Raw genomic sequence first — 12,000 nt, forward strand, 5'->3', positions numbered from 1 at the left:
CTAGCCGGCCAGCAGCCGCCGGCAGGTGTCGACGAACACCTCGGCGCCGGTCACGATGTCGGCATCGTCGGTGTTCTCGCTCCAATGATGACTGATGCCGCCGATCGACGGCACGAACAGCATTGCCGCCGGCATGAGGGTCGCAAGGACCTGGGCATCATGGCCGGCGCCGCTCGGCATGCGGATGGATTTGCCGCCGGCACAGGCCGCGCTCGCGGCCTCGATCGCGTCCTGGAACGCAGGCGTCATCATGGCGGGCACCCCGGTGCGGATGCGCTCGACCTTGACGCCGCAACGGCCCTGCGCGGTAGCTTGTTCCGCCAGGTGATGCAGGTGCGCCTCGAGACGCGCGATCACCTCGGGATTATCGTCGCGGATCTGAAACAGCATCTCGGCGCCGCCGGGAATGATGCTCGGCGCGCCGGGGTCGAGCGTGATGCGGCCGGTGGTCCACACCGTGCGCGGTCCGCACAGGGCAGGGAAGCTGTCGTCGATCGCGACGCAGAACCGCGCCAGGGCCAGGCCCGCATCGCGGCGCACCGCCATCCGCGTGGTGCCGGCATGATTCTGCTCGCCGGTGAAATTGATGCGATATTGCCAGATGCCGACGATCGAGGTGACGACGCCGATCTTGAGCCGGCTCGCTTCCAGCGTGTCGCCTTGCTCGATATGCGCTTCGAGATAGCCGATGTGGCGGCCGGCTTCGGCGGTGAGGCGCGGGCGACCGGCAAAGCCTGCATCCTGCAACGCCTGTCGCATGGTGCGATCGCTGGAGCGGTCGCGTGCCGCATCGATATCGGCTTCGGTCACCGCGCCGGCAAACGAGCGGCTGCCGAGGAAGCTGCCGAAATGGCCTTCCTCGTCGCACCATGCGGCAACTTCGACCGCGCCGTTGATGCCGGGGTCGCCGTTGATGACGCGCGCGGCCTCCAGGGCGTAGATCACGCCGAGCGGGCCATCGAGCCAGCCTGCATGGTTCTGGCTTTCGAGATGCGAGCCCGCGAGCAGCTTCGGCCCCGCTTTCGCGCTGGTGCCGAACACGTTGCCGATACCGTCGATCGTTGCCGTGAGCTCGGCATCGGGCAACCGCGCCGCGAGCCAGTCGAGCGAGCGCAGATGCGGTTCCGAGAAGGTCGGCTTGTGCACGCCGGTCTTGTAGGCGCCGATCGCGCGCAGCGCATTGAGATCGGCGAGCACGCGCTTGCCGTCGAAGCGACCGTTGATGCCTGGCATGGTTGGACTCCGAATTTGCGTCTCTGATTTGCGGCTCGATTTTGCAGCTTCGCGCCGCAATCCCGTCTTGATGCCGTCGTGGTTGAATGCGACTGAACAATCAGGGTGAACGATTTCTTAGCGGTTCTGCTCTTAGGTCGCAGTACTGGTGTCGCGGTACGAATAGCGTGTGAGTGTGATCATGTCTGCATTCCGGAACTGGGCTCGCAAGGCCGCTGTGCTGTTTCTTCCGATCGCGCTCGGCGCCTGCGCGCAATATTCGCAGCAATACAGCATGACGGCCCCGCCGCCGGGAACAGGTCCGCTGGCTTGGGACGGTGCCGGCCAGGATCCCAATGCCCCGCAGCCGCGCCGCCACGCGCGCAATGCGTCGCCGGCGGCAGCCGAGACGCAATTGTCGGAACAGGATGCCGACGACCGGCTGGCGCGCAAGCTCGTGATCTGCAGCACCTGTATCAAGCAGAAGCCGGCGGTAGCGGCGGCGCAGCCGACCAATCGTCAGGACGTCGCCAGCAACCACTAGCGGCTGGCGCGGAGCGTGTTGCTGCCGTCCGATCTGCCGGCCTTAGTTAGGCCACGATATGGTTCGATGCGCAGGCCCATGCCGTTCCGAAAAATGTCGCTCCGAGGATTGATTGTTCCCGTTGCCGTCGTCGCGCTTGCGGCCGCCATCCTGATTCATGTGGGCGGTTCGCGGGCCCATGCGCATGTGCCGTCGCATTGCGGCTTCTGGACCTCGATCGAGGCCGGATTGTCCTGCAGGTGAACCGTCGCGGGTAATCTGGCGGCGATCCGGGAAAAGCGTTCTGAACGCTTGCCCGTCCGGCCAATCGCCACTATACGTTCGCCCGTCGCAGCCGTTCGCCGGTAGCGGCCAGTCCGGCGCATCTCACGTCTAACGTATTGATTTGCCGGGAGTTTTGCTCCCTTCGTCTATCGGTTAGGACGCCACCCTTTCACGGTGGAGAGAGCGGTTCGATTCCGCTAGGGAGCGCCATCAGCGCAAAATCGAAAATCCGGCCAACTTGATGATCGTCCTCGGGCGGACGGCTTTCGCCGGGCGTTCCGGCGGGTGTGAACAACCCGCGCAATCGCTGCAATACGAGGCGGTTTGGCAACCCTTTGGTAAGCCACCGGCGATAGGCGTGATCGCGGGGATGATGAGATGGCTCTTGGGTCCAAGAAGCGCGAAACGCGCAAATCGCTGCGTCAGTCCGGCTGGATCACGCTCGACGGCGGATTCGCCGCGCGGCCCTGCGTCGTCGAGGACATGTCCACGACGGGCGCAAAAATCACGGTCCAGGACAACAACACGCTGCCGGCCAAGCTGCGGCTGGCGTTTTCGCGCGACGCCCGCACCGGGCGCGCCTGCGAGGTGGTCTGGCGCGAGGGCAGGACGTTCGGCGTCAAATTCGTGCGCTAGCCTCATTCGGGCGCGCGCGATAAAAGGGATGGATGCGCAAGACCTGTTTCACCGTCATCGCCCTCCTGCTTCCCGCCGTAGCGTTCGCGCAAGCCGGCGATCGCCGCAATTTCCAGATGCCACCGGACGCCGGCAGGACCTTGCCGTCAAAATCCGCGACGCGCGGCAATCCCTGTGCGTCGTATGGAGCGGGCTTCGTCAAGGTCGAAGGCACCGACACCTGCGTGAAGCTCGGCGGTGCCGTCAGTGTCGGCGCGGGGATGTCGAGCGGACGTTGAAGCATGATCCGGAGAAGTGCGAAGCGGTTTTCCGAAAAGATTATGCTTTAACCGCCTGGCCGCTCAGGACATCGGCGGCGCGACGACGCGCACAAAGGCCGGCCGCTGCGCGATCTCGCCGTACCAGCGTTCGAGATGGGGCAGCTTCGGCTTGGTGACGCCCTCGACACCGAACCAGCGCCGCGCAAAGGCGCCGAGCGCGATGTCGGCGAGGGTGAATTGATCGCCCTCGACGTACCGGCGGTTCGCAAGCTGCGCCTCGACGACGCGCCACACCACGGCCTCGGCATCGGCGTCCTTTTGGATCTTGACCATGTCGCGCTGCTCCGGCGGCGTGCGCACCAAGGCCCAGAACACCGGGCGGTCGACCGGCTGCAATGTCGACAGTGTCCAGTCGAGCCAGCGGTCGACCGCGGCGCGCGCCTTCGGCGCCTGCGGATAGATCGACGAGCTCTGGCCGTAGGCCATGCAGAGATAGCGCATCACCGAATTGGATTCCCACAGCACATAGTCGCCGTCGACCAGCGTCGGGACGCGGCCGTTCGGATTCATCCTGAGATAGTCGGGCTGATCGTTCTTGCCGAATTGCATGCCGGCATCGATGCGCTGATAGGGCAGGTCGAGCTCGGCGAGACACCAGAGCACCTTCTGCACGTTGACCGAATTGGCCCGGCCCCAGATCGTCAGTTGCGGCTTGCTGTCCATCACGCGATTCTTCCCGCTGCTTTGCGCGCGTTCTTAGCCGAAGCGCCGGGAAAAAGCGCGGGATGAATTGTATCGAGATCAAAAAAGAAGGCTCCGCCGCGTTGCGGCAGAGCCTCGTCGATATGCACGCGTTAAAGCGCCGTCAGTGACCGAACAACAACCACAGCACGATGATCACCGGAATCGGCACGCCCAACAGCCAAAGCAAAATTCCCTTTCCCATCTCCGTTGCCTCCTCGCATTCCTCGTGTGGGGAGGCAACGTCAACGGCCGCGTCACGTTCCTAACGATCGCGCCGCGCACCATTACGGGATGGGGCATAGGAACGTGTGCGTGGGCGCGGCGTTTACCAGTGTCCGGTATTGGGCATCGAGGCCCACGGTTCGGCCGGCGCTTTCGGATCGCCCTTCTGCAGGATCTCGATCGAGTGCAGGTCGGGCGAGCGGACGAACGCCATGTTGCCGTCGCGCGGCGGACGATTGATGGTGACGCCCATCTTCATCAGCTTCTCGCAGGTCGCGTAGATGTCGTCGACCTCGTAGGCGAGATGGCCGAAATGGCGATCCTCGCCGTATTTCTCCTCGTCCCAATTGTAGGTCAGCTCGACCAGCGGCGCGCCGCGGGTTTGCGGCAGGGACTTGAGCAGATGGAGGTCTTCCTCCGCGCAGAGAAACACCAGCGTGAAGCGGCCCTTGTCGTTGTCGATGCGGCGCACTTCCTTGAGCCCGAGCGCGTCCTGATAGAATTTCATCGCGACATCGAGATTGCGGACGCGCAGCATGGTGTGCAGATAGCGCATGTTTTCCTCCTGGCAGATTCAGAGAGTCTTGCAGAGATGCTTGTTTGGGCGGGATGGTCCGTAAGGGAAAATAGCAGCAAATCGCATCGAGGGGCAGCGCTAAACCTGCGGATCTGCCACGCTGACATTCGCGCTTTCCCGCCATTCGTGATCGCGATTGCGTGAAGGCTTGATCCCTGAGCAACGGGTCAGCCCGATGGGCCTTGCCAGGCCTCGGCGCGCTGGGCGATGTTCCGGATCGCGCAGGCGATGAACCAGATGACGAGAGCGAACACCAGGCCGGCGTACAGGCCGAAGAAAGGACGGTAGGTGTTGCTGCTCAGGCATCGCTCGATCTCGGCGAACTGAAAGAACCCGATGCTGCCGAACCAGATCAGCCGCACCAACCATTTCCACATGATCGGCGCGAGATCGGCTGACGACTGGTCTTCTGACATGTGCTGCCCCTGATGCCGCGCCTTGCTAGCACTCGAGGGATTGCCGCCCGATTGGCGCGGTACCTAAAGCTTTATGCGCGGCCGCATCGCCGCAAGCGTGTGCCGCAAGCGATGCGAGAAAGCCCCGCCCGGGAAAATTCCGGAACGGGGCTTTCGTGGTCGAGCCTTGGAGGCACTCGCCTCTATCCCATCGAAAGCCCGCGACCGCCAATCAAGGACGCGCGAGCTTGGACATTCTCTAAAAGCAAAAACCCCGCGAGCGGGCTCGCGAGGTCTGATGCCGACCGGCCTTGGGGAGATCGTGTCGGCAACAGGACAGCTAACGCTGCTCGCGGCGGAAGGTTCCACCAGCGCAGAAATGGAAAGCCCCGCAGGCTGGATGCGGGGCTTTCCCAGCTGACGGACTGGGGATCTCTCAGGGCGTGAGCCGTCAACTGTTGGGATCAAACTTAAGGTTGAATTTATAAAATGCAACAGCGCCGCGTAGACGGAATATGCTCGCCCCACAGCGCTGCGCCAGACGCTGGGCCCTGAAATCCCCAGCGCATTTAGGTCTTCGCGCGGTGCTAAAGGTTCAACGGAAAAACCCGGCGTGCGGATTTTGTGCGGGCATCGGAGGCCTGCAGATGGCGCGTCCCGGATCACGTGCGATTGTGCAAGGCACGCGCCGCGACGTCTGCAAGCGCCTTTGCCCGATTGCGACCTCACACCTTGATGTCGAGCATGGTTTCGACGGCATCACGGTCGGCCTTGTTCTTGGCGGCGAAGACGTCAAGAACATCTGCGCTGATGATGCGTGGCTGCTCCTTCGCCGTCTGATCGACGACGAGCTGCACCCGGGCTTGCGTCACTTCGGCAGGTACGGGGTAAATGAGCATGGCTCTCTCCCTCCGGCGGTCGAACCTTGTCAGGGCTTTCTTAATGACTTGTTAGCGTCCGGTTCTGCGCCTTCGGCCCGAATCGGCGGCCGGACGGTATCGGCGTGCTCGCGCGCCGCCCGGCTTGGCGTCATACTGCGGCCCTTCAGGACCGGACGGCGTGATCGATGCGGAACGGGCTCTATTCGATCCATATCCATATGACCGACGGCGTGCGCGGCCGCGATAGCGGTGTCCTGATCCTGCGGGACGGTCTCCTGATCGGCGGCGGGCCATATTTCTGGTCGATCGGCGCCTACACGGCCGGCGAGGGCACCTGGAAGGGGCACCTCAGGACCAACCAGCATTCCCCGTTCTCCGACCCGTTCACCCGGCCGCTGTTCGCCGGGCAGGAGGTGACGAGCGGCTTCACCGGCACGTTCAGCGGCGATCAGGCCGAGGTGTTCGGGACCGTGCTGGTCGGAACCCGCAGCCTGGGCTTCCAGGCAACCCTGAAACGCCTGGCGGACGCCTGATCGGGCGAGGCTGTGGACGGGTGCGCAGCAAGAGCTGAAGCCTGTTGAGGAAATGGGGCTGCCACCCCTGTGGATTTGCTGCGGACAAGCGCGGGACATGCTGTGGATTCAACGGCAGGCCGGCGCTGAAGGCATCCCGCCCGCACCGTACCGGACCACCGCTAACCCTACCGAGTTAGGTTAAGGGTGGGATGGCGTTGCCACCACCTGCGATTGCAGTTGAGATGACTGCAGGTAACAGCCATGACGCCATCGTTCCATAGCGCAGACCGACCGACCCACCGGCGTGTGATGGTGGTGGGCTTGCTGTTCTGTTTCGCCTTTGTGGTGATCAGCTTCTGGCTCCGGCCGCAGCCGGAGAGCGGCAAGGTGCTCGTGAAGGCGGACCGGCTGGTCCGGACGGCAGGAGAGGCGCGCAAGGCAAATTGAGCAGGCTGCGGGCGACGCTGGCGCTCAGTCCGGCAGCTTTCCGTTCGGATGCTTGTGATACATCGCGATGCCGATAAAGCCGGCAAAGCCCATCACGTTCAACAGCAGTTCCATCCACGCCGGCATCGATGCCAACCTCGCTCACATCACACCTAATCACTGAGGTTGTGTTTTTGTTCCATCGCTAACCGATGGTAGCTTTGCGCTATCGCATGGCTGGGGAACCGGCACAGGCTTTTGCAGCAACCATCCCCATCCGCCCGCGTTGGTGCACATCACCACGTGAGGAGGTTGGCATGAAAAGGACATTGGCAGTTTTGGCGACCGTCGCGACGGTTGGTGCAACGATGGTCACGGCGCCGGCGCAGGCGCGCGGTATCGGTCCCGGCCTGGCTTTCGGTCTGGCGGCCGGTGCACTCGCCGCGGGCGCGGCCGGTGCGTACTACGGCCCACGCTATTACGGGCCCGGCTACGATCCGGGTTACTACTATGGTCCGCGCTATGGCTACTACGGCGGCCCCGGCTACGCCTATTATCGCGGCCCGTACTATCGGCACCACTACTATCGCCATTATTGGTAACGGCGACGAGCCCGGAGCACATCGCTCCGGGCTTTCGCAATCGAGCGTTACGATCTGATCGCGCGCCGATCCGTTCGCTTGGCGTCCGCTGGCTTTGCCCGTGGCTCGCTGTGCGATTGCCGGGTGAGGGCGTGGGGCATTACGCGCTCTTGCGCTGAAATCCACCCCAGACGTTGCCAAGCGTGTTGTCGTAGAATTCCTGGCGATCGCGCTCGAACTTCTGCTGCGTGGCCCTGAAGCTGGCAACGCGTGCGACGATCTCTTCGCGCTCACGCGCGGCACTGTCTTCCCGATCGGTCACTGCCCATCCTCGTCGTAATGGTCCTATCCCCGCGCGCATTGGCATCGGCGAATTGGGCGTCAATGCGGAGCAGGCCGTGCAGGAATGTGATGATGCTGGGGCGGCGGCGACCGGGTCGATGCCGTCGCCCCCGAGCTCGCAATCGGTCAAGCCGTGCTATAGTCGCGGCCGCCAACCGGAAAATTTCCAGTGATCGCCAAAGACTCGATTGCAAAAGACTTGCGCAGCGGCGTCGAGCGGCTCGGCAACATGATTGCCGAGGCATCGTCGATCGTACCCTTCACCGGGGCCGGCATCTCCACCGAATGCGGCATTCCCGACTTCCGCTCACCCGGCGGGCTGTGGACCCGCAACCGGCCGATCCCGTTCGACGAGTTCGTTGCCAGTCAGGAGGCGCGCGACGAGTCATGGCGCCGCCGCTTCGCGATGGAACCGACATTTGCGGCAGCGAAGCCCGGGCGCGGGCATCGTGCGCTCGCGTCGCTGTACCGTGCAGGCAAGGTTCCCGGCATCATCACCCAGAACATCGACAATCTGCATCAGGCGTCGGGCTTCAAGGGCGATGACGTGATCGAGCTGCACGGCAACACCACCTACGCCCGCTGCATTGGTTGCGGAAAGGCCTACGAGCTCTCGTGGGTGAAGCAGCACTTCGACAAGACCGGTGGCGCGCCCGACTGCGCCGAGTGCGGTGATCCGGTGAAGACCGCGACGATCTCGTTTGGGCAGTCGATGCCCGAGGATGCGATGCGTCGCGCGGCGGAACTCGCCAGGGACTGCGACCTGTTGCTGGCGATCGGGTCATCGCTCGTGGTGTGGCCCGCGGCAGGCTTTCCGATGATGGCCAAGGAAAGCGGCGCGCGGCTCGTGATCATCAACAACGAGCCGACCGATCAGGACGGCATAGCCGACCTGGTGATCCGCCACGACATCGGCGACACGCTTGGTCCTTTCGTAGGCAACTGATGCCTGATTGATTCGCGGCTGTGCAAGACTGTTCATAGTTCCCGATAGAATCGTTTTTTAGCTATGCCCCGCAAGCGGGAGTGTTATCTTTTGGTTGAGAGATTCGCGCAGCGTCCAAACGAGTTGGTGATGGAGAGCAGCGTGTACAGGGTGCGCCGCAATGTCGGCGATCTGCATTTGATGTGTGGGGTCCGGGGTCATGGGGTCGGACGGATTTGAGTCCAAGAAGCTCGGCGGACCGCCGATCGGCGGAGTTGGGCAAAGCAGGATTGCACAGGGCGAGTATGGCAGCGCGCCGCGCGATCCGGCGATGGATGCTTTCTCCGGTCTCGGCGATGCCGCGGCCAACCTCGTCGAAGTCTCCGGCGTCATCAAATGGTTCGATGCCTCGAAAGGCTACGGCTTCATCGTCCCCGACAATGGCTGGCCCGACATCCTGCTGCATGTGACCGTGCTGCGGCGTGATGGCTATCAGACCGCTTACGAAGGCGCACGCCTCGTCGTCGAATGCGTGCAGCGCGCCAAGGGCTACCAGGCCTTCCGCATCGTCTCGATGGATGAGTCGACCGCGATCCATCCGGCGCAGATGCTGCCGCCGCGCACCCACGTCACGGTGACCGCGACCAGCGGACTCGAGCGCGCGCAGGTCAAGTGGTTCAACCGGCTGCGCGGATTCGGCTTCGTGACCTGCGGCGAGGGCACGCCCGATATCTTCGTGCACATGGAAACACTGCGCCGCTTCGGTATGACCGAGTTGCGCCCCGGCCAGTATGTGCTGGTGCGGTTCGGGCCCGGCTCCAAGGGCATGATGGCCGCCGAGATCCACCCGGAGACCGGCCCCTCGGCGCTGTCATCGCACTAAGCATGATCCGGAAAACTGCGAAGCGGTTTTCCGGATAGATCATGCTCAAACAAGACCCCTCCGGTTACCTGCCCTGACGGAAACGTGAGCCGCCGGCGAGCCTCCAGGGCTCTGGCATTTGCCGCAATCATCGGGTTAGGGTCCGCCGGAAAATCTTCCCCGGTGTGAGTATTTGTCGATGAATTTCGATCGCATGATTGGGCGGCTTCGCCCCTGGCTGGCGGCCTCCCTCGTCATGATGTTCGGCGCGCTGCTGGCGCCGGCCGCGCAGGCTGCCAGCGTCCAGCCGCTCGAGATCGTCACCAAGTCAGGCGTGCACGTCTTCTCCGTCGAAATGGCGACCACTGAGCAGGAGAAGGAGACCGGCCTGATGTACCGGAAGGAGCTCGCGGACGGCAAAGGCATGCTGTTCGACTTCACGCCGGAACAGGAAGTGTCGATGTGGATGAAGAACACCTACATCTCGCTCGACATGATCTTCATCCGCGCCGACGGGCGCATCCTGCGGATCGCCGAGAATACCGAGCCGTTGTCGACCAAGATCATTCCGTCGCGGGGGCTCGCCAAGGGCGTCCTCGAGGTGATTGCCGGGACGGCGCAGAAATACGGCATCCAGCCCGGCGACCGGGTCGGCCACCCGCTGTTCGGCGGCCACTAGGTTTCTGACGCGATTTCGGCACTGAAACCGCTGCCGATCTCGCCGCTGGAAGCCCCGCACCGGTGCCTTGCTGGCGCTGGCTGAAGCGTGTATCCACGGGGCCTCTCGGAAATGTCGGGGTATAGCGCAGCCTGGTAGCGCGGCAGTTTTGGGTACTGCAGGTCGTTGGTTCGAATCCAGCTGCCCCGACCATCCCATCGCAAATCTTGATCGAACGAGCTGATCGGGCAGGCCGTGGCCTGGTCGCGGGGGCCTTCGTGCGAATAAACTTCGATCGGGATTGTCTTGCCTGGCGCAACAACGCCGCCCGAACGGAATATCTTCGTCCGGACGGCGCCGTCGAATACTGGGCCCTGAAATCCCCAGTGCCCATGGGTCGCCCCGGCGGGAAATAGGTTCAACCTTGCGCCGCCTTGTCGCAGTCCAGTCCTGACGTCAGCAGCCCCGAGCGGATGCGGCTTGCCGATCACGCGCGCGGGCTGGCAGGGTAGTCCAGCCTGACAAGACCAATCCGCGAGGAGGCACCATGGCGCGCAGACTGATCGATATCTCCGTTCCCCTGCAGAACGATGTTCCGGCCGATCCGCCCGGCAACCACCCGACCATCCAGTACATCGACCATCAGCAGGGGCTGCCGCGCATGCTGCAATTCTTCGATGGCTTGAAGGCCGCGGATCTGCCCGATGGGCAGGGCTGGGCCGTCGAGCAGGTGTCGCTCTCGACACATAACGGCACGCATCTCGATGCGCCCTGGCATTTCCATCCGACCATGAATCGCGGTGAGCGATCATGGACCATCGATGAGGTGCCGCTGGAGTGGTGCTTGCAGCCGGGTGTGAAGCTCGACTTCCGGCATCTGCCCGATGGCTATGTCGCGACCGCCGGCGATGTCGAAGCCGAGCTGAAGCGTATCGGGCATACGCTGTCGCCGCTCGAGATCGTCGTCGTCAACACCAGTGCCGGCGCGAAATACGGCCAGCCCGACTACGTCAATTCGGGCTGCGGCATGGGCTATGAGGCGACGATGTATCTGCTCGAGCGCGGCGTGCGGCTGACCGGCATCGACGGCTGGAGCTGGGATGCGCCGTTCGTATTCACCGCGAAGAAATATGCCGAGACGAAAGACGCCAGCCTGATCTGGGAAGGCCACAAGGCCGGTCGCCACATCGGCTACTGCCACATCGAGAAGCTGCACAATCTCGAGCTGCTGCCCTCGACCGGGTTCATGGTGTCGTGCTTCCCGGTGAAGATCGAGCGCGCGTCGGCGGGATGGACGAGGGCGGTCGCCATCCTCGACGGTTAGAGCAGGGCTCAGGCGGTTTTCGTCGGGCGAGGGAACCGGTGGACAGGCTGTTCATTCCCCCAGATTGTTGCGGCACTGCTACAGCCTGAGGGGGCCGAATCTGCTTTGATGCACGTAGTAGATGCATTGGGTGATCGGGCCGACGGCTCCTCCTCGCGTCCCGATTTCCGAAGCGTTCTCTCCCGTGACTAGAGCCCCGGCGTCTCCCGGGGCTCTTTCTTGCGCGCCACAGGTTGCCGCGCGCCGGCGAGCCTGATCCCAAAAAATAATGCCCCAAAAGAAAATCAGGTGCGCCGAAACCGACGCACCTGATTCATGTCTTCAATATCGCTTGTGTCGGCCGGGTGGTTGTTACCACCGGCAAACGCGAACACCACGCGGGGTCCACCAGCAACGAGGACCGACATAACCGCCATAGTAGCCATAGCCACGACCATAGCCCCAACCGCGGCCGCGGCCCCAGCCGCCGCGATAGCCCCAGCCACCGCCACGTCCGCGCCAGGCTTGCGCAGGCGCTGTGGTGACGCCGACCAGGATGGCAGAGGTGCTTGCGACATAGACGAACAACAAAGCGACTGCTGCGAGGCAACGAGTCAGGATATTGTAGCGTTTAGTCATTCCGAAGATCTCCA

17 protein-coding genes and 2 tRNA genes are annotated in these 12,000 nt (G+C 63.4%); 12 read left to right on the top strand and 7 right to left on the bottom strand.

The window, feature by feature from the left end:
- On the bottom strand, nucleotides 1-1,233 hold the full coding sequence (locus tag CK489_RS27040) for a Zn-dependent hydrolase (protein ID WP_095734420.1): 1,233 nt from the start codon (nucleotides 1,231-1,233) through the stop codon (nucleotides 1-3).
- Between the two features lie 181 nt (nucleotides 1,234-1,414).
- On the opposite strand from CK489_RS27040, the gene CK489_RS27045 reads away from it, so the two are divergent.
- From CK489_RS27045 to CK489_RS27060, 4 genes are all read left to right on the top strand, one after another.
- Nucleotides 1,415-1,756, top strand: a complete 342-nt coding sequence (locus CK489_RS27045; protein ID WP_143278227.1) for a hypothetical protein — start codon at nucleotides 1,415-1,417, stop codon at nucleotides 1,754-1,756.
- Nucleotides 1,757-2,155: 399 nt separating this feature from the next.
- A tRNA-Glu gene (locus CK489_RS27050) sits at nucleotides 2,156-2,230 on the top strand.
- Between the two features lie 168 nt (nucleotides 2,231-2,398).
- Nucleotides 2,399-2,656 (top strand): PilZ domain-containing protein, encoded by a 258-nt coding sequence (locus tag CK489_RS27055; RefSeq protein ID WP_095734422.1) that lies wholly within the window; start codon nucleotides 2,399-2,401, stop codon nucleotides 2,654-2,656.
- Nucleotides 2,657-2,688: 32 nt separating this feature from the next.
- The gene (locus CK489_RS27060) at nucleotides 2,689-2,934 is read left to right on the top strand and encodes a porin (RefSeq protein ID WP_095734423.1); all 246 of its coding nucleotides are present in this window, start codon (nucleotides 2,689-2,691) and stop codon (nucleotides 2,932-2,934) included.
- 63 nt (nucleotides 2,935-2,997) lie between these two features.
- On the opposite strand, the gene CK489_RS27065 is transcribed toward CK489_RS27060, so the two are convergent.
- The 4 genes from CK489_RS27065 to CK489_RS41470 all read right to left on the bottom strand — a co-directional run bounded on the left by CK489_RS27065 (nucleotide 2,998) and on the right by CK489_RS41470 (nucleotide 5,753).
- Nucleotides 2,998-3,639: a glutathione S-transferase family protein gene (locus CK489_RS27065; RefSeq protein WP_050630512.1), complete on the bottom strand. Its 642-nt coding sequence runs from the start codon at nucleotides 3,637-3,639 to the stop codon at nucleotides 2,998-3,000.
- Nucleotides 3,640-3,985: 346 nt separating this feature from the next.
- Nucleotides 3,986-4,438, bottom strand: a complete 453-nt coding sequence (locus tag CK489_RS27070) for a VOC family protein (RefSeq protein ID WP_050420326.1) — start codon at nucleotides 4,436-4,438, stop codon at nucleotides 3,986-3,988.
- Between the two features lie 188 nt (nucleotides 4,439-4,626).
- Nucleotides 4,627-4,875 carry a hypothetical protein gene (locus CK489_RS27075; protein ID WP_050630514.1) on the bottom strand — a complete coding sequence of 83 codons (249 nt, stop codon included), beginning with the start codon at nucleotides 4,873-4,875 and terminating at the stop codon, nucleotides 4,627-4,629.
- Between the two features lie 704 nt (nucleotides 4,876-5,579).
- Nucleotides 5,580-5,753: a hypothetical protein gene (locus CK489_RS41470; RefSeq protein WP_157860955.1), complete on the bottom strand. Its 174-nt coding sequence runs from the start codon at nucleotides 5,751-5,753 to the stop codon at nucleotides 5,580-5,582.
- A gap of 167 nt (nucleotides 5,754-5,920) precedes the next feature.
- Here CK489_RS41470 and CK489_RS27080 point away from each other — a divergent pair, with 167 nt between their 5' ends.
- The 3 genes from CK489_RS27080 (at nucleotide 5,921) to CK489_RS27085 (ending at nucleotide 7,278) form a co-directional block, all read left to right on the top strand.
- The gene (locus CK489_RS27080) at nucleotides 5,921-6,268 is read left to right on the top strand and encodes a GrlR family regulatory protein (RefSeq protein ID WP_050630515.1); all 348 of its coding nucleotides are present in this window, start codon (nucleotides 5,921-5,923) and stop codon (nucleotides 6,266-6,268) included.
- 243 nt (nucleotides 6,269-6,511) lie between these two features.
- Nucleotides 6,512-6,697 carry a hypothetical protein gene (locus CK489_RS40975; protein WP_143278228.1) on the top strand — a complete coding sequence of 62 codons (186 nt, stop codon included), beginning with the start codon at nucleotides 6,512-6,514 and terminating at the stop codon, nucleotides 6,695-6,697.
- A gap of 296 nt (nucleotides 6,698-6,993) precedes the next feature.
- Nucleotides 6,994-7,278, top strand: a complete 285-nt coding sequence (locus CK489_RS27085) for a hypothetical protein (RefSeq protein ID WP_095734424.1) — start codon at nucleotides 6,994-6,996, stop codon at nucleotides 7,276-7,278.
- A gap of 139 nt (nucleotides 7,279-7,417) precedes the next feature.
- Here the strand turns inward: CK489_RS27085 and CK489_RS41870 are convergent, their stop codons facing one another.
- The gene (locus CK489_RS41870) at nucleotides 7,418-7,579 is read right to left on the bottom strand and encodes a hypothetical protein (RefSeq protein ID WP_198961034.1); all 162 of its coding nucleotides are present in this window, start codon (nucleotides 7,577-7,579) and stop codon (nucleotides 7,418-7,420) included.
- A gap of 249 nt (nucleotides 7,580-7,828) precedes the next feature.
- Here CK489_RS41870 and CK489_RS27090 point away from each other — a divergent pair, with 249 nt between their 5' ends.
- The 5 genes from CK489_RS27090 (at nucleotide 7,829) to CK489_RS27110 (ending at nucleotide 11,368) form a co-directional block, all read left to right on the top strand.
- The gene (locus tag CK489_RS27090) at nucleotides 7,829-8,545 is read left to right on the top strand and encodes an SIR2 family NAD-dependent protein deacylase (RefSeq protein ID WP_095734674.1); all 717 of its coding nucleotides are present in this window, start codon (nucleotides 7,829-7,831) and stop codon (nucleotides 8,543-8,545) included.
- 199 nt (nucleotides 8,546-8,744) lie between these two features.
- Nucleotides 8,745-9,407: a cold-shock protein gene (locus CK489_RS27095; RefSeq protein ID WP_095734425.1), complete on the top strand. Its 663-nt coding sequence runs from the start codon at nucleotides 8,745-8,747 to the stop codon at nucleotides 9,405-9,407.
- A 178-nt stretch (nucleotides 9,408-9,585) separates the two neighbouring features.
- Entirely contained in the window at nucleotides 9,586-10,065 is a 480-nt protein-coding gene (locus CK489_RS27100; protein WP_050630518.1) for a DUF192 domain-containing protein, read from the top strand.
- A 115-nt stretch (nucleotides 10,066-10,180) separates the two neighbouring features.
- Nucleotides 10,181-10,257: transfer RNA gene (locus tag CK489_RS27105), tRNA-Pro, on the top strand.
- A gap of 334 nt (nucleotides 10,258-10,591) precedes the next feature.
- Nucleotides 10,592-11,368: a cyclase family protein gene (locus CK489_RS27110; RefSeq protein WP_050630519.1), complete on the top strand. Its 777-nt coding sequence runs from the start codon at nucleotides 10,592-10,594 to the stop codon at nucleotides 11,366-11,368.
- Between the two features lie 351 nt (nucleotides 11,369-11,719).
- Here CK489_RS27110 and CK489_RS27115 read toward each other — a convergent pair whose 3' ends face one another.
- Nucleotides 11,720-11,986, bottom strand: coding sequence for a hypothetical protein (locus CK489_RS27115; protein ID WP_094194207.1), 267 nt, complete (start codon nucleotides 11,984-11,986; stop codon nucleotides 11,720-11,722).
- Between the last annotated feature and the right edge of the window lie 14 nt (nucleotides 11,987-12,000).

Source organism: Bradyrhizobium sp. UFLA03-84, from assembly GCF_002289535.1.
Classification (GTDB): domain Bacteria; phylum Pseudomonadota; class Alphaproteobacteria; order Rhizobiales; family Xanthobacteraceae; genus Bradyrhizobium; species Bradyrhizobium viridifuturi.

Excerpts from the sequence above, each read along its gene's own strand:
- CK489_RS27040 (WP_095734420.1), bottom strand. The coding sequence starts at position 1,233 with ATGCCAGGCATCAACGGTCGCTTCGACGGCAAGCGCGTGCTCGCCGAT.
- CK489_RS27045 (WP_143278227.1), top strand. The coding sequence starts at position 1,415 with ATGTCTGCATTCCGGAACTGGGCTCGCAAGGCCGCTGTGCTGTTTCTT.
- CK489_RS27055 (WP_095734422.1), top strand. The coding sequence starts at position 2,399 with ATGGCTCTTGGGTCCAAGAAGCGCGAAACGCGCAAATCGCTGCGTCAG.
- CK489_RS27060 (WP_095734423.1), top strand. The coding sequence starts at position 2,689 with ATGCGCAAGACCTGTTTCACCGTCATCGCCCTCCTGCTTCCCGCCGTA.
- CK489_RS27065 (WP_050630512.1), bottom strand. The coding sequence starts at position 3,639 with ATGGACAGCAAGCCGCAACTGACGATCTGGGGCCGGGCCAATTCGGTC.
- CK489_RS27070 (WP_050420326.1), bottom strand. The coding sequence starts at position 4,438 with ATGCGCTATCTGCACACCATGCTGCGCGTCCGCAATCTCGATGTCGCG.
- CK489_RS27075 (WP_050630514.1), bottom strand. The coding sequence starts at position 4,875 with ATGTCAGAAGACCAGTCGTCAGCCGATCTCGCGCCGATCATGTGGAAA.
- CK489_RS41470 (WP_157860955.1), bottom strand. The coding sequence starts at position 5,753 with ATGCTCATTTACCCCGTACCTGCCGAAGTGACGCAAGCCCGGGTGCAG.
- CK489_RS27080 (WP_050630515.1), top strand. The coding sequence starts at position 5,921 with ATGCGGAACGGGCTCTATTCGATCCATATCCATATGACCGACGGCGTG.
- CK489_RS40975 (WP_143278228.1), top strand. The coding sequence starts at position 6,512 with ATGACGCCATCGTTCCATAGCGCAGACCGACCGACCCACCGGCGTGTG.
- CK489_RS27085 (WP_095734424.1), top strand. The coding sequence starts at position 6,994 with ATGAAAAGGACATTGGCAGTTTTGGCGACCGTCGCGACGGTTGGTGCA.
- CK489_RS27090 (WP_095734674.1), top strand. The coding sequence starts at position 7,829 with ATGATTGCCGAGGCATCGTCGATCGTACCCTTCACCGGGGCCGGCATC.
- CK489_RS27095 (WP_095734425.1), top strand. The coding sequence starts at position 8,745 with ATGGGGTCGGACGGATTTGAGTCCAAGAAGCTCGGCGGACCGCCGATC.
- CK489_RS27100 (WP_050630518.1), top strand. The coding sequence starts at position 9,586 with ATGAATTTCGATCGCATGATTGGGCGGCTTCGCCCCTGGCTGGCGGCC.
- CK489_RS27110 (WP_050630519.1), top strand. The coding sequence starts at position 10,592 with ATGGCGCGCAGACTGATCGATATCTCCGTTCCCCTGCAGAACGATGTT.
- CK489_RS27115 (WP_094194207.1), bottom strand. The coding sequence starts at position 11,986 with ATGACTAAACGCTACAATATCCTGACTCGTTGCCTCGCAGCAGTCGCT.